Raw genomic sequence first — 23,564 nt, 5'->3', positions numbered from 1 at the left:
TGTTCTAGCCTCTATAGCTATCATTAATAGTTCCTAGAAGCTATCTGGCAAATAAAGCTTAGTAAAAATCTCAAAAAAAAGAGAAGCCTTATGTGGGAGTTGGTAAAAGCAGGCGGTTGGTTAATGATGCCCATCGTCGTCTGTTCAGTCGTGGCGCTTATTATTATCATTGAACGTAGTAGTACTCTACAGTTCAATAAAGTGGTGCCAATAAAACTGCGTGAGCAGCTGATCAATCGTTTACGCGAGAATGGTACTATCGGGCGCACACAGCTGGTTAATGTCAAAGAAAAAACCCCGCTAGGCGACATATTGGCGACTGGCTTGCTCTATCGCCAGTATGGGCTTGACTCTATGACGATGCACATGCAAAACCGAGCTAGCGTGCAGATTCATCAATTAGAAAAAAATATCAATATGCTCGGCACTATAGGGGCCATAGCGCCGTTATTAGGTCTCTTAGGTACCGTACTGGGTATAATCTCCTCGTTTTTAGCCATTACCGATGGCGCTATGCAAGATCCAACCTTACTGGCCGCTGGCGTCTCGCAAGCGCTGATTACTACTGCTGCCGGTATGATTGTCGCTATACCTGCACTAGTCGCCTATCGTTACTTTCAGCGGCGTATCGTTGATATCAATGCCCATTTTGAGACTGAAGCGGGGCTGATGATTCAAGAGCTCTATGATTATAAGCTGCTAAATGTCGCTCATGACTCACCTTTATTAGCAGCGGCTAAAGCTGAGTCAGAGCACTCTAAGCACACGCATAGCCATGACCATACTTTACACAAATCTGTTAGCTTAGAGTCTTAGTTAGAGGGTAGCGCCAATACTGATATAGATATTTTTATACTGAATTTTGAATACTGACATATTGATACTATTTAGTACCATCAAAGAGTTAGCACCATCGAAGAGATTGCTATGCGTTTTAGAAAGCCTACTGTCGAGCCGCTTGAGATTAATCTGACGCCAATGATTGATTGCTTGTTATTTTTGATTATATTTTTATTGCTCGCCACCTCCTTTAATCACTTTAGCCGTCTCAATATTATTCTGCCTGAAGCAGAGGGCGTTGAAGTAGTAGAGCAGCAAGAGAGTATTGAGGTGGCGGTACAAGAAGACGGTAGTTATCTAGTCAATGGCATAGCACTTGCCAATAGCAATGCGGCGGAATTGACCAGTTTACTTCAGCAAGAAGCAGGGAGTAATCGTCAGCTACTGTTCGTGATTGCTGCTGATGCAAACGCTACTCATCAATCAGTAGTACAAGTGATGGACGTCGCTGGCAAACTGGGATTTTTGAATATTAATATCAGCACCGTCGTGCCTTTAGGTCAGCCGCTACCGCAATAAAACACTTAAGATTACAGGGCTAAAGTAAGCGCTATCAATGAGTAGTTAGAGCACTTATCCTGAGTTTTTTGTCTGTCATACCTTGGATCTGAAGTCTTTTGCAGACATAGCTATCCTCTCCCTCATGATGGTATACTTTGTCGCAGTTTTCAGCCGCTCTCGTAAGAGTAATTCATTTTGTTTTAACTTGGGGCTTTTATGAGCCAATCTCGCCTATTACGTAATCATAACAACAAGGCTAAAACTAAGCCTGAGCGAGTAGCACCGCCCAAACATAAAACCTTACTGCGGCTACTGAGTTATTTAAAGCCATATTGGTGGGCGCTATTACTGACAGTCGTTGGTTTTGCTATCAATGCGGCTACTGAGATTTGGATCGCTAAGTTGCTGCAGTACATCACCGACGCTATTAATCAAAATGACCAAGCCAAACAAAATTTATTTCCTTTATTGATTATCGGTCTATTCTTTGTGCGCGGCGTCGGAAGCTTTTTAGGGAACTATTATTCAGCGCTAGTGTCTAGAAACTTAGTTTATGAGCTGCGAGTAGAGGTGTTTAATAAGCTTTTGCGCCTACCAAGCTCATTTTATTTGGCGAATCCTGCCGGCACCATCTCTTCAAAGCTTATCTTCGATGTGGAGCAAGTCACCGCTGCCAGCACGGACTCTATGAAAACCTTGTTACGCGATGGTCTGACTGTTGTGGCCTTAGTGGGTTTTTTACTTTATAGCAATTGGCGTTTAACCCTGATTTTGTTCTTAGTCTTACCACCTATTTTATGGCTGATCCGCATCGCCTCTAAGCGCTATCTTAAGCTTTCAAAAGGCATTCAGCAAACGATGGGTGATGTCAGTCACATTACCAATGAGGTCATTGGTGGCTATCAGGTGGTCAAAAACTATGGCGGTCAGGCTTATGAGTCCAAGCGCTTCGATAAGACTTCTAAGAAAAACCTGCGCCAAGGCATGAAAGTCGTCGTGACTAACAGTATCAATACTCCAGCAGTGCAGCTACTGATGGCGATGGCGATGTCTGTAGTGGTGTGGTTGGCATTGCGGCCGCAAGTTATCAATAACATCTCAGCAGGGGAGTTTATCTCTTATATTGCCGCAGCTGGACTACTGAGTAAGCCGGTACGCTCATTGACAGACGTCAATCAAAAATTACAAAAAGGCATCGCTGCTGGTGAATCGATATTTGCCCTTATCGATGAGCCTGAGGAGCAAGATACCGGCACCTTAAGTCTAAGGCTCTCAGGCGCTCTACAATTGAATGACGTCAGCTTAGTTTATCCTGACTCAACCGTGGCGCTACAAGACTTTAGCTTAGAAGTAAAGGCAGGCGAGACAGTGGCACTAGTCGGACGCAGTGGCGCTGGTAAATCCTCACTCGTCAATTTGCTGACGCGGACATTAGCGACATCTTCAGGTCAGATTACTATGGATGGCATGCCTATTGAGGATATTACTTTAGAGAGCCTGCGCTCGCAGATCGCGATGGTCAATCAGCAAGTGGTGCTGTTTAATACGAGTGTCTTTGAAAATATTGCTTATGGTAGTTTGGCGACTAAGAGCCAAGCTGAGGTTGAGCGCGCGGCAAAGGATGCTTTTGCGCATGACTTTATTATGAAAATGCCGCAAGGCTATCAAAGCCAAATAGGTGCAGAAGGGCTGCAGCTCTCTGGCGGTCAACGCCAGCGCTTATCAATTGCACGTGCGCTACTAAAAGACGCGCCTATTCTCATCCTAGATGAGGCGACTAGCGCCCTTGACAATGAGTCGGAGTATTATATCCAGCAAGCGCTCGATAATGTCATGAAAGATCGCACGACCTTAGTTATCGCTCACCGCTTGACCACTATCGAGTCCGCTGATCGCATCGCGGTGATGGACGGTGGACGTATCGTGGAGATTGGCACGCATGAATCGCTACTCCAAAAGCAAGGCTATTACGCGCAGATGTATGAGCGTGATTTTGAGTAGTACGTAGCCATAGCTGTATTTATATTGAGAATAGACTTTTAAAAGCAAGGCATAGGACATCTGACTCAATAAGTATCTAACTGATATGGCAATAAAAGAGTAGTGTTAACGCTATGAAACTAGAGACACTGATTACTAATGCGTGGCAGCGAAAAGCGCTTTGGCTTTGGTTATTGTTACCAATAAGCGGCTTGTATGGACTGCTAACCGCCGTGCGCCGTAAGGCTTATCAGTTAGGATGGCTGGCCAGTTACCGAGCCCCTGTGCCAGTTATGGTCATCGGTAACATCACTGTAGGTGGTAGTGGTAAAACGCCATTAATTATTAGCTTAGTGCACTATTTGCAGCAGCGGGGTATCAAAGTCGGCGTCATCAGTCGCGGCTATGGCGGCGATAGTACGCAAATGCCAGCGCTAGTGACGACAGATAGTTTACCAAGCGCCGTCGGCGACGAGCCTTGTTTGATTGTCAATATAACTGGCGTCGCTATGGCAGTCTGTCCAAATCGTAAGCAAGCGATAACGACTTTGCTTGAAGCTCATAAAGATATTCAGCTGATCATTGCTGATGATGGTTTGCAGCATTATGCTCTGCAGCGCGATATTGAATGGATTGTGGTGGATGCTGCGCGCGGCTTTGGTAATCGCCAGTTATTGCCGGTAGGCTATCTTCGCGAGCCGCTATCAAGGCTCAAAGACAGCACTGTCATCTATCACAAAAAACTCGATGCTCCGGTCTTGAGCGGTAGCCTGCAAGCGACGAATGAATTAATCATGCATTTGCAGCCTAGTCCATTAAAGCGGTTGCTAGCGCATAACGCATCAGAGAGCAGTGCCGACAGCATCAGTCAGCTAACCGCTCCTAAGCTTGGCAGTACAGTACATGGTGTGAGTGGTATTGGTTATCCGCAGCGGTTTTTTGATACCCTAAGAACGCTTGGTTTTGAGGTTGTTCAGCATCCTTATCCTGATCATTATGACTTTAGTTTGGCAGAGCTTTTACAATATATTGAGTATCCTATCGTGGTTACTAGCAAAGATGCGGTGAAAATAAAAGCGTTATGGCGGCAAAAGCGCCAACGAGTAGCAAGTAGCGAAGAAGCTAAGTCTAGTCATGACTGGGATGAGCTTGCGGCTAGGCTTTGGGTGTTACCTGTGAGCGCAGAATTATCTAAGGCTTGCTATCAGACGCTAGAGCAGCAACTCAAGGCGTTAGGTATCAATACTGCTTTGATAGACAACGCTACTTGCGCTGCCACGCATAATGCAACTATTCACTAAAATATCCAACGATAGCGCTAGTTTTATCATTCATTATGGAAATAGCTATGGCATCTGCACCTTTTAAAACTCACATCGTCATTCCGGCACGCTTCAAAAGTACGCGTTTGCCGGGTAAGCCGTTATTAACGATACATGGTAAGCCTATGATCCTATGGGTGGCAGAAAAAGCGCAAGCGGCAGGTTTTGCGGATGATATGTGTATCGCAACTGACGATGATCGCATCGCGAAGATCTGCACAGAAGCAGGATTTGAGGTGGTCATGACACGCAGTGATCATGCTTCAGGAACCGATCGTCTAGCAGAGGTGGCTGCCATTAAAGGCTGGGATAAAGAGGATATTGTTATTAATATGCAAGGCGATGAACCATTAGTACCGCCTTTGCTGTTAGAACAAGTGAAAACACTACTAGTCAATGATAGCGCTAGTGTCATGGCAACTTTATATGAGCCGATCGAAGATTTTGCCAGTTTTATGCGCCCCTCAGTAGTCAAAGTCGTGAATGCTACCGTCAATCAGCAACAGCGCGCGCTTTATTTCAGCCGTGCGCCTATCCCTTGTGATCGTGATCTCGCTTTAGCGATGGCTTGCGATAATCAAGAGGCCGTATCAAAAGATCTGCACTCTAAGCCGCCAAAAAATGCTTATCGTCATTTGGGCTTATATGCTTATCGAGTGAGTCTATTAGAGCAGTTCGTGTCATGGTCACAGACACCGCTTGAGATGCTTGAGAGCCTAGAGCAATTACGTATTTTAGAAAACGGTGGTCATATTGCGATTGCTGCTGCCGCGCTGCAATTACCGGCGGGCGTGGATACGCAAGAAGACTTAGATCGACTCAATGCTATGAGCCTAAACGATTTCCAGCAATACCATAACTCATAGGCTTATAAAAGTTAAACAGTTAAATAGCCTAAGTAAAATAAATAATAGATTATTAATAATTATTTTGCAGATGACAGTTGATGATAACGATTGAAGGTAATAAGGGATATGACCGATAGTATTTATTTTTCGCCGTTATTACCTTGGCAGCAGTCGCTATGGACTCAATTGACTGAGCGAGTACTAGTGCCGCCGCACAACCTACCGCACGCGTTGCTGGCAGCAGGGATGGCGGGCATGGGTAAGCGGGCGTTTGTCTGGCGCTTCGTCGCTTGGTTATTGTGCCATCAGCAAGCCAGTCATCGGCAAGGGGCCTGCGGTCATTGTGAAAGCTGTCAGTGGCTAAAGTCAGGGACCCATCCAAGCTTACAAGTATTGCCCTTAACGAGTATGCCGCTTGATGCCGAGCATGAGAATGCTCGAGAAGGCTCTAAGTCTAATCATAAAAAGTCGAACAGCAGTAACAAGTCAGCCAAATCGACTAGTAAGGCGCTAGTCACTATTAAGGTCGATGATATTCGCGCGCTACAGCCTTTTATTTATCAAGGCGGGCAGGGGTTACGGATTTGTGTATTGGATTATGCCGAACAAATGACTATTGCAGCCGCTAACGCGCTGTTAAAGACATTGGAGGAGCCGCAAGCGCAAGTCCATCTGTTTTTACTGAGTAATACGCCGAGCAAATTACTTCCCACTATAAAGAGCCGAGTACAGCAATTGCCTTTGCAGCACATTGAGCCTTCTATCGCAGCTGACTATGTGCAGCAGGCGCTTGGCAGTACTATTAACCGTGAAGCAGTCAGTCCAGATAAGATCCAGCAGCTGCTACAGCTCGCTAATGGCGCGCCTTTAGCTGCGGTAGCTTTGGCACAGGCCGATTGGTACAGTAACCGAGCATTATGGCTGACGACTTGGCAGGCCCTGCGTAGTGGCAAGCGTAGCAGCTTAGCGGCCAGTGATTATTGGCAGCAGCAGCTCAGTCTCAGCGACTTCATCAAATTAACCGAGCTTATGCTCCTAGATATTAGCCGGATAAATATGGGTTTAGCGAGTATTCAAAACGATACTGAGCTACCCAAAGCTGTAGCGCAGCACAAGCCGACAGAGAGGTCGATGCAGAGTCTTATCGATAGTTTGCAACAAATCAAAATTTCTCTACAACAAAATGTCCAAGAGAAGTTCGCCTATGATAAGCTCATGCAAGCATTAGCAGTGTTATAACCCATTCACTTTGAAAATATTACAGTGAGGCTAATAGCAACTGTTCTAGCTTTTATACGTAAATAGACAAACCTGCAACAAACCTTATAAAACTCTATATTTAAAAGCCTAACCTTCAAGGAGCTGATTATGGCTATGCCAGGACGCGGTGGAATTCTTACTTGTCATATTGAAGATATCACCACTTTATATGCCAGTTATTTATCTTTTGTCGATAACGGCGCCTTATTTGTGCCCAGTAACCTTGAGCAGCGCTTAGGTAATGAGGTGTTTGTGGCTTTTACTCTGCCAAACTCAAAAGAGCGCTTACCGATGAATGGCAAAGTAGTCTGGATCAATCATAAAGCCAATGCCCATCGTCCAGCAGGATTCGCGGTGCAAATCGGTAAAGATGTCACTGGTCAAAGAATTAAAAACGAAGTGGAGCGTTTGCTCGCCGGCAAGATAGACAGTCAGCAAAACACTTATACTATGTAGGTTTTTATACTACATAGATTCTTATACTACGTCGGTTCTATAATTGCCTAATACCGCGAAGGCACGTACATATCATCGGGGATAGGCTCGCGGTAATACTCGTCATCACGCTTACGATCGGGTAGGTCTACCTCATCACGGGGCACTTCAACATAAGGGATTTGCTCTAACAAGTGTGCGATGCAATTGAGCCTCGCACGCTTTTTATTATTACCTTCAACCACCCACCATGGGGCTTCTGGAATATGAGTGCGCTCGAACATCGTCTCTTTCGCTTTAGTATAATCTTCCCAGCGCCGACGCGACTGTAGGTCCATCGGTGACAGCTTCCATTGTTTTAGCGGATCATGGATGCGACTCATAAACCGTGAGTGCTGCTCATCATCAGTAATCGAAAACCAATACTTCACCAGCCGGATACCTGAGCGTACTAGCATACGCTCAAACTCAGGCACCGATTGAAAAAACTCCTCGTATTGCGCATCGGTACAAAACCCCATGACTCGCTCCACACCAACGCGGTTATACCAACTGCGATCAAATAATACGATCTCACCCGCCGCTGGCAAATGGGCCACATAGCGCTGAAAATACCATTGTGATTGCTCACGCTCGGTAGGCGCTGGTAGCGCTGCCACTCTACAAACCCTCGGGTTTAGCCGCTGAGTGATGCGCTTAATAGCGCCGCCTTTACCCGCAGAATCACGCCCTTCAAAGACCACAACGATACGCTCACCGCGATCCACCACCCAGTCTTGGAGTTTTATCAGCTCTCGTTGTAAGCGCACCAACTCTTGAAAGTAGGTACGCCGCTCTAGAATTTCATGCTCGCTCATCTCAATACCATCGAAACGAAAATCCCGCACATAATCGTCAATTTCGTTTTCAAGCTCTTCATCATAGGTATCGATTAAATCTAGATGCATTTTGCGCCGCAGCTCATCATCGAACACTTCTTTGTCCATACGCTCTACAAAACTTTCTCTCTCATACGGGCTTAATTCGCGTCGCTCTTGAATGGTCAGTGAGTCAGGGTCTATTGCTGATGGTATCTTAGTCATATAAAACTCATTAATATAAAAATGTCGTAGCAGGGCTAGGGGTATCTTTACTTTACCATATCTTTTGAAAAACCAAGAAAGAGGTTAGGTGTTATTAATAAAAGGTAGCCTCAATAAAAAATATTACATCCATAAAAAATGCCCTCTGATTATCATCAGAAGGCATTAGGATTTTACGATAGTAAAATTAACGAATCATCGATTAGCTAATAAATAATAGGATCTCAGACTACTTCTCTAAAATACAAGTGACCCCTTGACCACCAGCGGCGCAGATAGAGATAAGCGCACGACCTGAGCCTTTCTTATCTAGCAATTTGGCTGCTGTCGCTAAGATACGACCACCAGTTGCTGCAAAAGGGTGACCGGCTGCTAATGATGAACCGTTAACGTTAAGCTTGCTACGATCGATAGAGCCTAATGGCGCATCAAGACCTAAACGCTCTTGGCAGAAAGTTTCATCTTCCCAAGCTGCTAGCGTTGACAGCACTTGTGAGGCAAAGGCTTCATGAATCTCATAGAAGTCAAAGTCTTGTAGAGTCAGACCGGCACGCTCAAGCATACGCGGCACGGCATAAGCAGGTGCCATGAGTAAGCCTTCTTTTTCGCCAGACTTACCGATGAAGTCTACCGCGGCTGTCTCTTGATGCACGATATAAGCTAATGGCTTTAGACCGTGCTCTTCGGCCCACTCATCGTTGGCTAATAGTACACATGAGGCACCGTCAGTGAGCGGCGTAGAGTTCGCAGCGGTCATGGTTGGGTTGGCGTTTTTCTTACCAAATACTGGCTTGAGCTTAGCTAGCTTTTCTAAAGTGGTATCTGGACGCAGGTTATTATCACGAGTCAGACCTTTATAAGGAGTGATCAAGTCGTCAAAGAAGCCTTCGTCGTAAGCTCGAGCCAGGTTTTTGTGGCTATTGAATGCCAGCTCATCTTGATCTTCGCGGCTGATATTCCATTCAAGAGCAGTGATCGCTTGATGCTCGCCCATAGATAGGCCAGTACGTGGTTCACCATTTTGTGGAGAGTCAATGATATCTTTTGGATTAAGACCCATTAAGGCTTTTAGGCGCTGTTTGTTAGTCTTAGCCGCTCCTAGTTTGATCATAACCTTACGTAGGCCGTCACCCACTGCGATAGGCGCATCAGAAGTGGTATCAACGCCGCCGGTGATGGCTGAATCGATAATACCTAGAGCGATCTTGTTAGCAGAAGCAAAAGTCGCTTGCAAGCCAGTACCACAAGCTTGGGCGATATCATACGTCGGCGTATGTGCGTTTAGAGCGGTGTTTAGCACTGATTCACGAGTCAAGTTGATATCGCGGCTTAGTTTCATTACTGCGCCTGCAACTACTTCACCGACTACTTCGTCTTGCAAGTTATAACGCTCGATGAGACCCTTTAAAGCGGCGGTGAGCATATCGATATTACTGGCATCAGCATAAGAACCATTTGAGCGTGCAAATGGAATACGGTTACCGCCTAAGATAGCGACGCGCTGCTGCTCTGAGCTTGATGCTGTACTTTTCTTTTTAGGCGCCGTACGAGGTTTTTTAGTGGCGGCAGCTTTTGGTTCATCTTTTTTGTCTTGCATAGCTTTTTTCTCATTAGCGTTGTTTTTGGTCGTGGTGCTTTTTTTAGAGCTTTCGCTAGTAGTAGTGCGCTTACTAGCTGATTTCTTATCAGTGGCGTTTTTATCAGCATTATCTTTTTTTGCTTTGTCAGTGGTTTTAGACTCAGGAGCAGCGCCAAGGGTAGCAAGCTCTTCGTCTTTAGCTGCTTTTTTGTCACTAGCCATGTCTTCTTTGATTTTAGCTTTTTTATCCGCTTCGGCACTGACATCTTGATCAGTAACTGGATTACCTTCGGCATCAAGAATATCGGTATGTTGCTTTAGGTCAGCGATAGAATCATACTGTGCATCGTTGCCTGTAGATGGAGTAGAGCTTTGGTTGCTAGCCGTCGCTTTTTTGGTGCTAGCGCTGTTATCGTCACCTTTAACGACTGTCGTTCCAACAATAGGGCTGTCTTTTTTGTTACTCATAAAGGTATCCTTAAAGTAGTAGTGAATGTTAGGGTATAAAGAATAAAAAATTATTAATCAATATATAAGATGATAACTGCTAATCATAATAATTTTAATGACCTTCTTGTAGGGCTTTAGCAAATATTTGCAGCTCAAAAAGACAAAATTGCAAACAGTGAGCTATAAATATTAGACTGAGCAGTATTGACTAGGCTGAATACTGAGTAGCTCATTCAATAATATATTGTTATCATTGACAGGACAGATCATAACTTATAGTAAGTACCGAACAGATTTTAACATAAGCGAGTTTTTTTTGAATGATTATAGAGTAACTGTGCTGTCTACGTTTGTGATCGAGAGGGTCTATTGACTTTTATTCGGTTTGCAGATGCTGTCGATAGTTGGTTAATATAGATGCTTTGCTAAGATCGTTTAAAAGCGGTTTAACCCTATTCTCAACAAACCCTGTTTTTAATAAACATTAATAAGTTCTATCAGTGCTACTGTCAGCGATGACAAGTTGGCAGAATTTTATAATAGGCCTATTGTGGGTAAGGGTTATATAACAGTACTTACTAAACACTTATAATTATCTCCTAGGTGAGTCTTTATAATAAGTACATGTTTTGTTCAGACGCTATAGGTTAGCAACGCCTTATTGAGTGTTATGAGCTAGATGGCTGCAAAATGTAGCTGTTCGGTTTTTATCCGTAAGCGGTGATTTAGCGTTAGTCGCTAATCTTATTCGTTTTACACTATACAATTTAATAACTATTCATTATTCTTCATCTTTATATACAGGAGTATTTTATGTCAGACCGTTATGGTGATTTTGTACAATCTTCAATTGGCAAAAAAGTTGCCAAAAACTTAGGGCTACCGCAGCCAGTAAGTCTAGATCGTTTTGAAAGTGGTCAGCGCTTAGTACGTGGCAGCGTCTTAATTGGCCGTGCACAAGGCGATGACATGAGTGTCAGTAACTCAGTTGCGCGTATTTTATCGAACCTGCATGCTGAGGTTTATGTCAATAGCCGTGATGATGCCAAAGACGCGTTAATAGAAGCCGGTATCGAAGCCAAAGCAAATACAGGTAGCAAAGATAAGTTTAAAGTACTGTTATTTGATGCCAGTAATATCAGTAATGCTGATGAGCTCAAACAAGTATATGAATTTTTTCATCAAGTCGCTCGTAGCGTTGAAAAATCTGGCCGCGTGGTCATTATTGGTCGCCCGCCTGAAGATATCGACGATGTGCAAACCGCGCTTGCCCAGCGCTCGCTTGAAGGTTTTGTGAAGTCCGTAGGTAAAGAGTTCAAACGCGGCATCACCGCACAACTTATTTATGTGGCAAAGGGCAGCGAGAAAAATTTAGATTCAGCACTGCGCTTCTTTACCTCAGCTCGCTCAGCTTACGTCTCAGGTCAAGTCGTCCGTGTTGGTGCAGGTAATACCATCGATATCGATTGGTCACAGCCGCTTGCGGGCAAAACGATGCTAGTCACTGGCGCAAGTCGCGGTATCGGTGAGGCTATCTCGCGGGTATTAGCTCGTGAAGGCGCGCATGTGATTTGTCTTGACGTGCCACAGCAGCAAGCGGACTTGCAAAATGTCGCTAGCGAAATCAGTGGTTCAACTTTGACTGTGGATATCACTAGTGCGGATGCAGGCGAGCAGATTGCTGATGCAGCGAAAAAGCGCGGTGGTCTTGACGCTATTATCCATAATGCCGGTGTGACACGTGATAAGACGCTTGCCAATATGGATGAGAAAAAATGGGATATGGTTATCGATATTAACCTAAATAGCGTAGCTGAGCTCAATAAATACTTACTTGAAAAAGAAGTATTAAAAGATGATGCGCGTATCGTTTGTGTCTCTTCAATCTCAGGTATCGCCGGCAACTTAGGTCAGACCAACTATGCCACCTCAAAAGCGGGCGTTATCGGTTTAGTTGATGCAACCGCCAGACAGTTAGCGGCTGAGGGCAAAGGCATGACGATCAATGCGGTCGCACCAGGATTTATCGAAACGCAAATGACAGAAGCTATCCCATTTGCTATCCGTGAAGCGGGTCGCCGTATGAACTCTATGAGCCAAGGCGGACTTCCTGTCGATGTCGCTGAAACTATCGCCTGGCTTGCGTCTCCTGCCTCTGGTGGCTTAAACGGTAATACAGTGCGCGTCTGTGGTCAAAGCTTACTAGGCGCTTAGTCTGCTATTTTTATGTAAGTCATTGATTTTATTAATATAAATAAATTTAGCTCACATATGCTTACGAAAAAAATACCAATAAATGTTAATAAAGCTGCCCGAGGGTGGCTTTTTTATGATAAAAACACAGGAATAGATAGCCATGAGACTGAAACCGTTAGGTCATTTGTTCCATTAAAAGTTTGCCAAGCCCTACCTAGGATAGATTTATGTCAGATACCCATTATGATGCGCTGCCAAAAGCGCATACTACTTATGCCAATATCATCAAAAGCTTACTGCCAATTGGCGACAGCACAAAGGTCAGTAAAGATGCATTGCCATCAGCCACTTATACTGTAGACGATTTGCATATCGATCAAAGCAACTTAAATGATTATCGTAAGATTTGCGGCTTCAGTGACAACGGTAAAGTGCCGATTACTTATTTTGCGGTACTGTCACAAACGCTGCAGATGAATATGATGGTCAAAGAACCATTCCCATTTGCGATGTTAGGTTTAGTACATGTTGATAACTTAGTGACCCAGCATCGGCCTATCGGTGAGCGTGAGACGGTCACTTTGTCAGTCAGTTTTGCTAATCTGCGTGATCATGCGCAAGGTCAGCAGTTTGATTTTGTGACGACGGTGAAATCGCAAGAGGACGTCATATGGGAAGGTACCTCTACTTATTTGGCTCGTGGTAAAAAACCTAAAGGTAATAGCACTGAGAAAAGTAAGCCACGTCCAGTAACCGTCAAACCTATAGTTGATGAAAAAGGCGTACATAAAGTGTTTGAGGTGCCAGAGGATATCGGTCGTCGTTATGCCTTTATCTCAGGTGATTTTAATTTGATTCATTTGCATCCTTTATCGGCAAAAGCTTTTGGCTTTCCAAAAGCTATCGCTCATGGTATGTGGTCAAAAGCCAAGTGTTTAGCGATGATGAATGATCTGCCAGATGCTTATAGCGCTGAGGTGTCTTTCAAGCTGCCTATTTTCTTGCCTTCAGAAGTAGAGCTCATCGCTGAGCCAGCCGATAAGCTCGAAAGTAGCGATGATCATTGTAATTTTGGTTTATATAGCGCCAAAAACGATAAGCCGCATTTAGCTGGCGTCGTCAAATTAATAGAAGACTCGCAATAACTTGCAGTAATAAACAGCACTGTTTTATTTATATTGAAGTAATGAACGCTGATAGATATTTGCTATCAGCGTTAAAGCGCTTCGATTTCGGTGTTAAATACGGTCAATATTTTATATTGTTGCGGCAGTGAGCGAATAGTCTTTCAACTTCAACACAGCCAATAAAGCCAATCTTAATTATTCATTTACTACTTACTTCTTTTATCACTATGATCCAAAATACAACTCAATCGACACCATCACAAGATACAGATACTCTTTACGACTCTGACAACGGCGTAGCACTTGCCCAGACGCTGGCGCCTTATTTTCGTCCAGCTGAGCAGACTATCGTTTGCGGAGCGCTCGATGAGCAAAAGGTAAGTGCTCTTGCGCAAGCAGGAGTGGAGCTAATCATCAACTTACAAGCGAATGAAGAGCTAGCCTTTGATGAGGCTGAAGCGGTACATAAAGCGGGGATGGCTTACGAGCATCTGCCTATCGCTAGCGCTGCTGATCTTAAGCAGCTCAACATCCTAGCCTTTGATAATATTTTGCGTCAACACCATGGCAAAAAAACTGTCATGCACTGCGGCTCAGGCAGCCGAGTAGGCGCGGCTGTTGCTCTACGTGCAGGCTGGTTACGTGGCCGTAAGATGGACACTGCTATGGAGCGCGGTCATAGTCATGGGCTGAACGAAAAGCTAGAGCAAGAGACTTATAATCGCTTGCTAGTGCCACGTTAAGAGTATGATTTACTAGCGATTCAATTGACGTTAGATAATAACAGGCGACTTGTATCACTATAAGTCGCCTTTTTATATCGAAACTCAGGTTTATGCTGGTAGAGTGACTTAGATAATAACTTAAATGATGACTGAGATAGTAATTTGAAAATAAACAGTGATAAGACCGGATAGTGATATAAATTCCACTTTATTTTACTTTAACTATATTTTATACAAGGAAGTATTATGACCAGAAGTATTAACAGCGACTTGCAGCTTTGTTTACAACAATGGCTCAATGATCTGCAGCTAGAGGACGCGCCAGCAGGCGGCTCGGTGGTCGTTTATCAGGCAGGCGAATGCATAGCGACTGCAAGCATAGGACAGGCACGAAGCGATGATAAGTGGCAAGCAGACACTCTAGCGCTTAACTTTTCTACTGGGAAAGGGGTGCTGGCGACGCTAGCGCATGTTCTGGTCTCTGAGGGTATACTGGCTTACGATAAGCCTATTGCCAGCTATTGGCCTGAGTTTGCAGCTAATGGGAAAGCAAAGATTACCCTACGAGAGGTAATGTCGCATCAAGCCAGTTTATTCGCCATTAGTGCTATCGAAGTGGATAATGCGACTTTATTAGACTGGCCGAGAATGCTTGAAGAAGTGGCGGCGATGCCGATCAATAAGATCGATGCTGCTGAGCGTTTTGTCAGTGCTTATAGTGCGCTGGTATATGGCTGGGTATTAGGCGGCTTGATAGAAAAGGCGACTGACATGACACTTGCTGCAGCGCTACGTCATTATCTGACTGAGCCTTTAGGTCACGCTGAGAGCTGTTATTTTGGTGTGCCCGCAGACAAAGCTGATAAAGTAGCTGTATTAGCGAAAGACTTTGCCAATGCAGCGTCAGAAAATGAGCCATTGACAACGAGACGCCACAAGCCAGTACTAAAAGCAGAGTCAGAGCAGACCTTAGCGACTTATAAGCAGCTACCAAGCTATGGGTGTTGGCAACAACTGGCTGACAAGCAAAAACCCTCTTTAATAGCAGATAAAAATCAACATGATGCGCCATTGACCGCTACAAAAATCAATCGCTTATACTTCGATCACAGTGCTATTAATGCGAGTAATTACCGCGCCGCACTAGTACCTGCCAGCAAGCAGCCTATCGACTATTATAATCCGCAAACGCTTCAAGCTATTATCCCTGCTGCCAACGGTGTCGCTTCAGCGCAAGCCCTCGCTACTATCTACGGGATGCTCGCTAATGGCGGCGTATGGGAAGGTAAAACCTTGATAGATGCAGATACTTTTGCGCAGCTGTCTGAGCCACAAGCTGTAGGTATGGATGCGGTGATGCCCGCCGCAATGAATTGGTGCTTGGGCTATCATAAACTCTTTAGCGTTTGTCAAAGTGGCGATGATAGCGTTAATCCAAGCACCGATCAAGGTTTTGGGCATATGGGCTATAACGGTTCAGTGGCCTGGTGTGAGCCGACACGGCAGTTGTCTTTTGCTTTTATTCATAACTTCGATGTGACTATGCTTAATGATATTCGTCAGTTTGCCCTGACTGAAGCGGTAATAAAGATGATTGATGCTCAGTCCTAAAAGATATAAAGAATTTATTGAAATAAAAGCACGTATAGCTAAAAGTTATCGGCGCGGTTTGTCTGGCGTCATGTTTAATAGTGACGGCGCGCTCAGGCCATGAATGAAGATAGAGATCAAGATGACCATTATGCAGACTATCCAAAGCTTAGTGGCATCAGCTTCGCTAAATAGATCTTTATTAAGCGCATAGGATAGATAGTACAACGTACCAATACCGCGAATGCCCAAGGCGGATATTGCGTACTTTTCGGTATGATGCATATTCAGCCCAGTGAGGCCTATCACGCCGCTGATAGGACGTATCAAAAATAAAAAAGCAAAGCTGACAAGGTATACCGACCATGTCAGCTCAATGCCAGAGTGTAGCCACTGACCAATAAGCATACCGAAAGCCACTAAGACGACTGACATCAGCAGGCCCTCTGATTGCTCTGCAAAGTCGTGTAGCTTTTGATGATATGAGTGCTTATGTTCTGAGCGGCGAAAAGCAAAGGCGGCGATAAATACCGCGATAAAACCATAACTATGTACGTATTCTGCTAAGCCATAGGCCAGTAAAGTTAAGGCAATAACAGTATAGCCTTGCGATATATTGGTCTCGTCAGAGTTCTTAGCAAAAACAACTTTTGCTAGGAGCTTGCCAACTAAGACACCAACGACAACGCCGGCTAATATTTTCCACAATGCCTCATAAGTAAACCACGACCACAGCATCTCCCCAGTAAATCGCTGACCTTCATTGTAAGCTTCGGCGATATTAATCGCCAAATAAACAAAAGGAAAAGCAAGACCATCATTGAGACCGGCCTCTGAGGTCAGGGTAAAGCGTGGTGTATCTTCACCTCCGGTATTAGGTGGCCCTACTTGAATACTAGAAGCTAAGACAGGGTCAGTAGGAGCGAGTACCGCGCCCAATAATATTGCAGCGCCTATAGTCAATCCAAAAGTGTAATAGCCGAGTACCGCCATAGCAAAAATACAGATCGGCATAGTAATAAATAATAAGCGCAACGTAGGACGCCATAAATCCCAAGCCAGCTCAGTGTCTATTTTGATACCTGCGCCAACTAAAGACACTAACACTACAATCTCAGTCACCTTTTCGATGACGATACTATTGTCTAAAGGGTTTAAAAAGGATAGCGTGAGCCAAAAATAGCCAACTATCATCCCAAAAGCGACTTGCAGCATAGGCAACGAGATAGGTACACGTTTGGAGATGATGGGGAAGATTGCCCCTAGCAAAAACGCGACGCCGCCTATTAGAAGGATATAGTTATAGTTTTCGAGCATAAGAGTTGCGTACGCCTATAAGTTAATATTTACCAACATCTAAATAGCCTGAATCGTTACTTATAATGCAGAAAAAGTCTAAGCATTTCCGCAAAAAAACGTTATCACTTTAAATAATACGTTGGTTTTTGGTAGTAGCGGGTAGGATTACCCGAGGTTACTAAGGATAGGTCAGCTATTTTTAGACAACAAAAAGCCAGCGCGTAGGCTGGCTTTTTGTTAGGGGTAGCGGAAAGTATTTATAAAGAAGCTATTAGCGCTCTACTTGACTGACATCACGTACCGCGCCAGTATCAGCGCTAGTCGTCATTGCGGCATAAGCACGTAGAGCAGGGGATACGTGGCGTACGCGATCAACGGGCTTCCAAGCATCGCGGCCACGTGCTTCCATCTCTTCGCGGCGCGCTGCTAAATCCGCATCGCTCACGTCCATATTGATAGTACGGTTGGGGATATCAATGTGAATCGTATCGCCCTCTTGCACTAGACCAATAGCGCCGCCCTCAGCAGCTTCTGGGCTGGCATGACCAATGGATAATCCTGAAGTACCGCCAGAGAAGCGGCCATCGGTAAGTAGTGCACACTCTTTACCTAAGCCTTTGGACTTGAGATAAGTGGTCGGATAGAGCATCTCTTGCATACCAGGACCACCTTTAGGTCCTTCATAGCGAATGATAACCACATCGCCTGCAACGATTTTATCAGCTAGTACCGCCTCGACAGCAGCATCTTGCGACTCAAAGAGACGCGCGCGACCAGTGAACACTAAGATGCTCTCATCGACGCCTGCGGTTTTGACCACACAGCCACGCTCGGCGATATTGCCGTAAAGGACTGCAAGACCGCCATCCGCAGTATAAGCATGCTCAGCGCTACGGATACAGCCTGACTCACGGTTAACGTCAAGGTTTGACCATTCTTGTGACTGTGAGAAAGCTTGTGTAGTACGTACGCCACCAGGAGCAGCAATATAACGCGCGCGTGCCTCAAGATTATTAGGATTCATAATATCCCACTTATCGATCGCCTCTTTCATAGTAGCGCTATGAATGGTCGGCAAATCAGTAGTGAGCAAGCCTGCACGATCCAGCTCAGCTAACAGCGCAAATACGCCGCCCGCCCGATGCACATCTTCCATATGGTACTTTTGTGAGGCTGGGGCAACCTTAGCCAAACAAGGCACATTGCGACTTAACTCGTCGATATCGTGCATCTTAAAATCGACTTCGGCCTCATTAGCAGCAGCCAATAAATGCAAAATAGTATTGGTCGAGCCACCCATAGCGACATCTAGCGTCATGGCATTTTTAAAGGCAGCTTTGCTAGCGATAGAGCGTGGTAGCACTGAATCATCATCTTGCTCATAACGACGCTTGGCTAGAGATACAATAGTACGACCGGCTTCTAAGAATAACTCGCGGCGTAGAGAGTGCGTTGCTAGTAATGAGCCGTTGCCTGGTAAAGCCAAGCCTAAGGCTTCAGTCAAGCAATTCATGGAGTTGGCGGTGAACATACCAGAGCATGAGCCGCAAGTTGGACAAGCTGAGGCTTCAATGGTAGCGACGTCTTCGTCACTGATGCTGTCATCAGCGGCATCCATCATCGCATCGACAAGGTCAAGTTTACGTATGGCACTGCTGTCATCACCATCGGTATTGTGGCTTTTACCGACTGTACTCGCAAGAACTTTACCCGCTTCCATCGGGCCACCTGAGATAAACACCACTGGGATATTGAGACGCATAGCCGCCATCAGCATACCGGGAGTGATTTTGTCGCAGTTAGAAATACACACGAGGGCATCGGCGCAGTGAGCATTGACCATATACTCCACAGAGTCAGCGATCAAGTCGCGACTCGGCAACGAGTAGAGCATACCGCTGTGACCCATCGCAATACCATCATCAACGGCGATGGTGTTGAACTCTTTTGCTACGCCGCCTGCGCTTTCGATCTCACGTGCGACCAGTTGCCCTAAGTCTTTTAGATGGACGTGACCGGGTACGAACTGAGTAAAAGAGTTGGCAATGGCAATGATAGGCTTACCAAAGTCGCCATCCGTCATCCCCGTTGCGCGCCATAAAGCTCGTGCGCCTGCCATGTTACGACCACCGGTAGAGGTTTTTGAGCGATAATCCATGTGATATTCCTTACTAATCTAATAAAAGGTGCGTTTGTTTTTGGTTTAATCGTTGCAATTGAATAGTGATAATTATTATTGATAGCATATTGCACTCTAGCGTGCTGCATATAGTCAGTGGCTCAGATACTACTCAATGCGTTCTAGTATAGCCGCCTCAAACCAAGGTAGTTTAGATTTGTGTTCTTCAAGTTTTGAGAGGATGCTCAGAGCATGGGTAGCGGGTAGCAATTGATAATCACTGCTAGCGGCAAGGGTCAGCACCCAATCATCGACGTTGCTGTCTTTATCGATACTGTACTCATCGATGCTGATTAAAGCTTGTTTGTGGTTTTTGTAGAGTACATCAACGCGGCCAAAAAACTGCCAGTCTTTAAAGGCAGCAATCACCGCATCAGCTTTGTTTTGGGTATAAATTTGCTCAGTAGTCTTGGCAGTATTGGTCCAATGTAATCGCACTGCTAATTGCAGCGCCTCACTAAAGACAACTAACGAACCGATTACTTTGACATGCCAAGGCGTCGCTATCAAGTCGGCACTGATGCCTAAAACCGCCGCTGCCTCTTTAGCGCTCATCAGGGTGTTAAACTGTGCCAGCAGCTTTGGAGTCAAAGGATGTGTCTGTTTGATACCATCATCAAGGCTATCATAGTGATATAAGAATTGCAGCGGCAACTCCTGACTAACGGTTTTTTCGCTGATTTTGCAATTATGAATGCGCCAGCTAATAGCCGTGTCCGTTAGTGCTTGCGCCAAGATAATCGCATTAGGATCAATGACGTTTGCTTGCTTTTGTGACGTACTGTCTGCAGTCTTATCAGTAGACGTCATGTTATCTGATGACACTATATTTTGGGAGTTTAAGGGGATATTTTGATCAGTAGTCATATTAGTCGCTGATTGAGTCGGCAAGGCAGTTAAATCCATAACAGTCGTGTTATCAGAGTAGAGGTTTAATATAACATTGATAGCTAGAAAACGTTAATAAATTAGTGGAGTGACAGGGCAAAAGATTGGTTATAACTCTTTAATCTATCTGAAAGCTGCCAGTCATGGTTTATGCTCTCTTGCTATTTCGTTCACTATATTGCAGTATTCTTTTATATATAGAACCGAAAAATTACTATTAAGGATATAGATTATGAGTCAAAACAATCAACCTAGCCGCTACGATGACAATAATATTTTCGCCAAAATGCTTGACGGTGATATTCCTTATCATAAGGTTTATGAGGATGATAAAACGCTAGCTTTTATGGATATCATGCCGCAAGCCAAAGGTCATGTGCTGGTGATACCTAAGCAAAAAGCGGTAGATCTAGCCGATCTTGAGCCGGAGTATGCCGCCGCGGTATTAATGACTGCCAAAAAAGTTATGCAAGCTCAGCGTCAGGTGTTCGAGCGTGAAGGTATTATTCAAATGCAGCTCAATGGTAGTGAAGCTGGACAGACAGTGTTTCATTATCATGTGCATCTGATTCCTAGCAGCATTCATGAGTTGGGTCGCCATGCCGTTACCCAAGCAGATAGCGAAGAGCTTGCTCATGCTGCACAGCAACTTGCAGCAGCGATTTCAGCTTTTTAATATGTTTTTACTGTTTTTAGGCTTCATAAAGTAACTGCATTAAATAAGGGTATTGAGTTCTAATGATCTTATCTTAGATATAGAAAGGCAGTTGAAAAGCTGCCTTTTTTATTGCTTAGTAATAATCATGTAACAAGCGTTAAATTAATGTTACAACGCAAGCTTGTATCTGGGGTTTGATTACAGAGTATGGTAAAAAACATACTTTGTTGGGCGCATCTGTACCACTTCATCTGTACGAATGAGCTTTTCATTCGATAAAAGTGCCCTTAATTTGAGGACAATATCTTTTATGAGTAAATTACCTCGCTCCACTATTTTGTTGCCAGTATTTGTGCCAGCCGCCGCCATCATGCTGTTATTAGTCATTGGCACAGCGATTAATCCAGAAGCGGCTGGCGAGTTATTTAGTTCAGTACTGGCGTTTACCACCGATACTTTCGGTTGGTTTTATATGTTGGCAGTCGCTATATTCTTGGTCTTCATTATTGCTTTAGCATTTTCGCCCTATGGCAGTATTAAATTGGGTCCTGACCACGCCGAGGCTGAGTATAAGTTCCTTGAGTGGTTCGCTATGCTGTTTTCCGCAGGGTACGGTATTGCCTTACTATTTTATGGTGTCGCTGAACCTGTGCTACATTTTGCTAGTCCGCCACTTTCAGAACCCCAAACCATTGCTGCTGCCAAAGAAGCCATGCAGATTGCCTATTTTCACTGGGGATTCCACATCTGGGCGATATACGGCGTGGTAGGGTTGTCCCTGGCCTATTTTTCTTTTCGCCATGGGTTGCCATTATCAGTGCGCTCAACGCTATATCCGTTAATTGGTGACAAAATTCATGGGCCTATTGGTCATACCGTCGATGTATTTGCGATTCTGGGTACAATGTTTGGTATTGCCACCAGTTTGGGTTTATCAGTAGCGCAAATCAATGCAGGTTTGAATTATTTGTTGCCCAACATGGTTCCTGTGAGTACAACGGTGCAGGTCATTATCATTGCCTTGGTAACGTCGGCAGCGCTACTCTCGGTATTGGCTGGGATGGATAAAGGGGTTAAACGGTTGTCTATCCTAAACATGGTGTTGGCAACTGCGTTGATGATATTTGTGTTTATCGTTGGTCCATCGGTATTTATCCTCAATGCTTTTATGGAAAATACAGGCAGCTATTTGGGCAATATCGTTGAGCGCACCTTTAGCTTACAAGCTTATCAATCGAGTGATTGGATCGGTAGCTGGACGCTATTTATCTTTGCATGGACCATTGCATGGGCTCCTTTTGTCGGTCTGTTTATTGCTAAGATTAGTCGCGGCCGCACCATTCGTGAGTTTGTAGTGGGTGTGATGTTGGTGCCAACTCTCTTTACTTTCTTTTGGTTTTCGGTATTTGGTGATACTGCGCTACATATGATTATGGTTGACGGTTATGACGCCTTGATTGGCGAAGTGCAGAACAACCAAGCGATAGCGTTATTTAAATTATTAGAGAACTTACCCTTTACCCAGATAGTATCGTCCTTGACAGTATTGTTGATTATCACCTTCTTTGTCACCTCATCAGATTCAGGGTCGTTGGTTATCGACTCGCTTGCTGCGGGTGGACGTAGTGATACGCCATGGTGGCAGCGCTCGTTTTGGGTGGTAACCGAAGGTGCGGTCGCCGCAGTTTTACTCATCGCAGGTGGTTTAAGCGCGTTACAAACAGCCGCTATCGTCAGTGCTTTGCCGTTTGCGGTCATTATATTGATTTCGACATTTGGTATGTGGCGTGCGCTACGTATCGAAGGACATCGTAATCAGAGTTTAGCCAATGACAATCATTTGCCGCCCCATTTACTTAAACTCGATGCATGGCGTGACCGTATTGACTACATGACCAATCAGCCAACTCGCGATAAAGTGCTTGATTATATCAAAGGCACAGTTATGTCATCAATGAATGAGGTTGCAGAGAAGTTCAAAGAGACAGGTTGGTTGCCTGATGTTAATTATGATGAGGTCAATAATCGCGCAGTGCTTGAATTAAGACGTGGCGAAAACGTTGAGTTCTGGTACGAGGTTCGTTTGTCTGAGCATGACATTCCTGATTATTATACAGAGGATACGGCGAATTCATTGCCGCAAGAGCACCATCATCGTGCTGAGGTATATCTGCGCCGTGGTGGTCAAACCTATGATCTATATGGCTATCAGTCAGAGTCGGTGATTAACGACATCATCGATCAGTTTGAAAAATACCTACACTTCGTTAATGTCTCCCCAAATATTCTGCCTTGGCGTATGCAAGAGCATGATGAAGACATCACACTTGAACAGGGCAGTGTGTTTGATAAGTAGACCTTTTGTTTTTAAATGAAGAAAGGCAGCTGAAAAGTTGTCTTTTTTTAGGGCCAAACTATTTCTCATGCTTTATTTTTCTATAAAGGTAGTTTTACTAATAGATCTATCAATACGGATTTTTACATGAGTCACGTATGTAATGGCAGTTAGCAGTCATTTTTAGGTGGTTTTTTATCATTTTAAAGGCGTTTTAATTATCAACAACTGTTATTTGTGAATACAATAGACACTTTAATACTTTGAAAA

The 23,564-nt window shown here is 44.6% G+C and carries 18 protein-coding genes; 13 read left to right on the top strand and 5 right to left on the bottom strand.

The window, feature by feature from the left end:
- Positions 1–90 precede the first annotated feature (90 nt).
- The 7 genes from ACS8E3_RS02965 to ACS8E3_RS02935 all read left to right on the top strand — a co-directional run bounded on the left by ACS8E3_RS02965 (position 91) and on the right by ACS8E3_RS02935 (position 7,207).
- Positions 91–816, top strand: a complete 726-nt coding sequence (locus tag ACS8E3_RS02965) for a MotA/TolQ/ExbB proton channel family protein (protein WP_439241060.1) — start codon at positions 91–93, stop codon at positions 814–816.
- Positions 817–927: 111 nt separating this feature from the next.
- Positions 928–1,359 (top strand): ExbD/TolR family protein, encoded by a 432-nt coding sequence (locus tag ACS8E3_RS02960; RefSeq protein WP_439241058.1) that lies wholly within the window; start codon positions 928–930, stop codon positions 1,357–1,359.
- Between the two features lie 198 nt (positions 1,360–1,557).
- Positions 1,558–3,342: a lipid A export permease/ATP-binding protein MsbA gene (gene msbA, locus ACS8E3_RS02955; protein ID WP_439241056.1), complete on the top strand. Its 1,785-nt coding sequence runs from the start codon at positions 1,558–1,560 to the stop codon at positions 3,340–3,342.
- 113 nt (positions 3,343–3,455) lie between these two features.
- Complete coding sequence (gene lpxK / locus ACS8E3_RS02950; protein WP_439241054.1) at positions 3,456–4,622, top strand: tetraacyldisaccharide 4'-kinase; 1,167 nt, start codon at positions 3,456–3,458, stop codon at positions 4,620–4,622.
- A gap of 47 nt (positions 4,623–4,669) precedes the next feature.
- A complete protein-coding gene (gene kdsB / locus ACS8E3_RS02945; RefSeq protein WP_439241052.1) occupies positions 4,670–5,509 on the top strand; it encodes a 3-deoxy-manno-octulosonate cytidylyltransferase in 840 nt (279 codons plus the stop codon).
- Positions 5,510–5,617: 108 nt separating this feature from the next.
- The gene (locus ACS8E3_RS02940) at positions 5,618–6,730 is read left to right on the top strand and encodes a DNA polymerase III subunit delta' (RefSeq protein ID WP_439241050.1); all 1,113 of its coding nucleotides are present in this window, start codon (positions 5,618–5,620) and stop codon (positions 6,728–6,730) included.
- Positions 6,731–6,859: 129 nt separating this feature from the next.
- A complete protein-coding gene (locus ACS8E3_RS02935; protein WP_439241048.1) occupies positions 6,860–7,207 on the top strand; it encodes a PilZ domain-containing protein in 348 nt (115 codons plus the stop codon).
- Positions 7,208–7,254: 47 nt separating this feature from the next.
- Here ACS8E3_RS02935 and ppk2 read toward each other — a convergent pair whose 3' ends face one another.
- Together ppk2 and ACS8E3_RS02925 are read right to left on the bottom strand one after the other, a co-directional pair.
- Entirely contained in the window at positions 7,255–8,268 is a 1,014-nt protein-coding gene (ppk2, locus tag ACS8E3_RS02930; RefSeq protein WP_439241046.1) for a polyphosphate kinase 2, read from the bottom strand.
- Between the two features lie 229 nt (positions 8,269–8,497).
- Positions 8,498–10,069: an acetyl-CoA C-acetyltransferase gene (locus ACS8E3_RS02925; protein WP_439241343.1), complete on the bottom strand. Its 1,572-nt coding sequence runs from the start codon at positions 10,067–10,069 to the stop codon at positions 8,498–8,500.
- Between the two features lie 1,041 nt (positions 10,070–11,110).
- Between ACS8E3_RS02925 and ACS8E3_RS02920 the strand changes: the two genes are divergently transcribed.
- The 4 genes from ACS8E3_RS02920 to ACS8E3_RS02905 all read left to right on the top strand — a co-directional run bounded on the left by ACS8E3_RS02920 (position 11,111) and on the right by ACS8E3_RS02905 (position 15,956).
- Complete coding sequence (locus ACS8E3_RS02920; protein WP_439241044.1) at positions 11,111–12,511, top strand: 3-oxoacyl-ACP reductase; 1,401 nt, start codon at positions 11,111–11,113, stop codon at positions 12,509–12,511.
- 209 nt (positions 12,512–12,720) lie between these two features.
- Positions 12,721–13,638, top strand: coding sequence for a MaoC family dehydratase (locus tag ACS8E3_RS02915; protein WP_439241042.1), 918 nt, complete (start codon positions 12,721–12,723; stop codon positions 13,636–13,638).
- A 209-nt stretch (positions 13,639–13,847) separates the two neighbouring features.
- Positions 13,848–14,363: a protein tyrosine phosphatase family protein gene (locus ACS8E3_RS02910; protein ID WP_439241040.1), complete on the top strand. Its 516-nt coding sequence runs from the start codon at positions 13,848–13,850 to the stop codon at positions 14,361–14,363.
- A 228-nt stretch (positions 14,364–14,591) separates the two neighbouring features.
- Positions 14,592–15,956 (top strand): serine hydrolase domain-containing protein, encoded by a 1,365-nt coding sequence (locus ACS8E3_RS02905; protein ID WP_439241038.1) that lies wholly within the window; start codon positions 14,592–14,594, stop codon positions 15,954–15,956.
- 45 nt (positions 15,957–16,001) lie between these two features.
- On the opposite strand, the gene ACS8E3_RS02900 is transcribed toward ACS8E3_RS02905, so the two are convergent.
- From ACS8E3_RS02900 to ACS8E3_RS02890, 3 genes are all read right to left on the bottom strand, one after another.
- A complete protein-coding gene (locus tag ACS8E3_RS02900; RefSeq protein ID WP_439241036.1) occupies positions 16,002–17,252 on the bottom strand; it encodes a cation:proton antiporter in 1,251 nt (416 codons plus the stop codon).
- Between the two features lie 253 nt (positions 17,253–17,505).
- Positions 17,506–19,392 (bottom strand): dihydroxy-acid dehydratase, encoded by a 1,887-nt coding sequence (ilvD, locus tag ACS8E3_RS02895; protein ID WP_439241034.1) that lies wholly within the window; start codon positions 19,390–19,392, stop codon positions 17,506–17,508.
- A gap of 129 nt (positions 19,393–19,521) precedes the next feature.
- Positions 19,522–20,319 carry a hypothetical protein gene (locus ACS8E3_RS02890; protein ID WP_439241032.1) on the bottom strand — a complete coding sequence of 266 codons (798 nt, stop codon included), beginning with the start codon at positions 20,317–20,319 and terminating at the stop codon, positions 19,522–19,524.
- A 214-nt stretch (positions 20,320–20,533) separates the two neighbouring features.
- On the opposite strand from ACS8E3_RS02890, the gene ACS8E3_RS02885 reads away from it, so the two are divergent.
- Both ACS8E3_RS02885 and ACS8E3_RS02880 read left to right on the top strand, forming a co-directional pair.
- On the top strand, positions 20,534–20,977 hold the full coding sequence (locus ACS8E3_RS02885; protein ID WP_439241030.1) for an HIT family protein: 444 nt from the start codon (positions 20,534–20,536) through the stop codon (positions 20,975–20,977).
- A gap of 292 nt (positions 20,978–21,269) precedes the next feature.
- On the top strand, positions 21,270–23,315 hold the full coding sequence (locus tag ACS8E3_RS02880; RefSeq protein ID WP_439241028.1) for a BCCT family transporter: 2,046 nt from the start codon (positions 21,270–21,272) through the stop codon (positions 23,313–23,315).
- The last annotated feature ends 249 nt before the right edge of the window (positions 23,316–23,564 follow it).

This window comes from Psychrobacter sp. 2Y5 (genome assembly GCF_051847375.1).
Taxonomy (GTDB): Bacteria; Pseudomonadota; Gammaproteobacteria; order Pseudomonadales; family Moraxellaceae; genus Psychrobacter.
The sequence above is the reverse complement of the archived record's forward strand: the minus strand, read 5'-3'. Positions and strand labels throughout refer to the sequence as shown.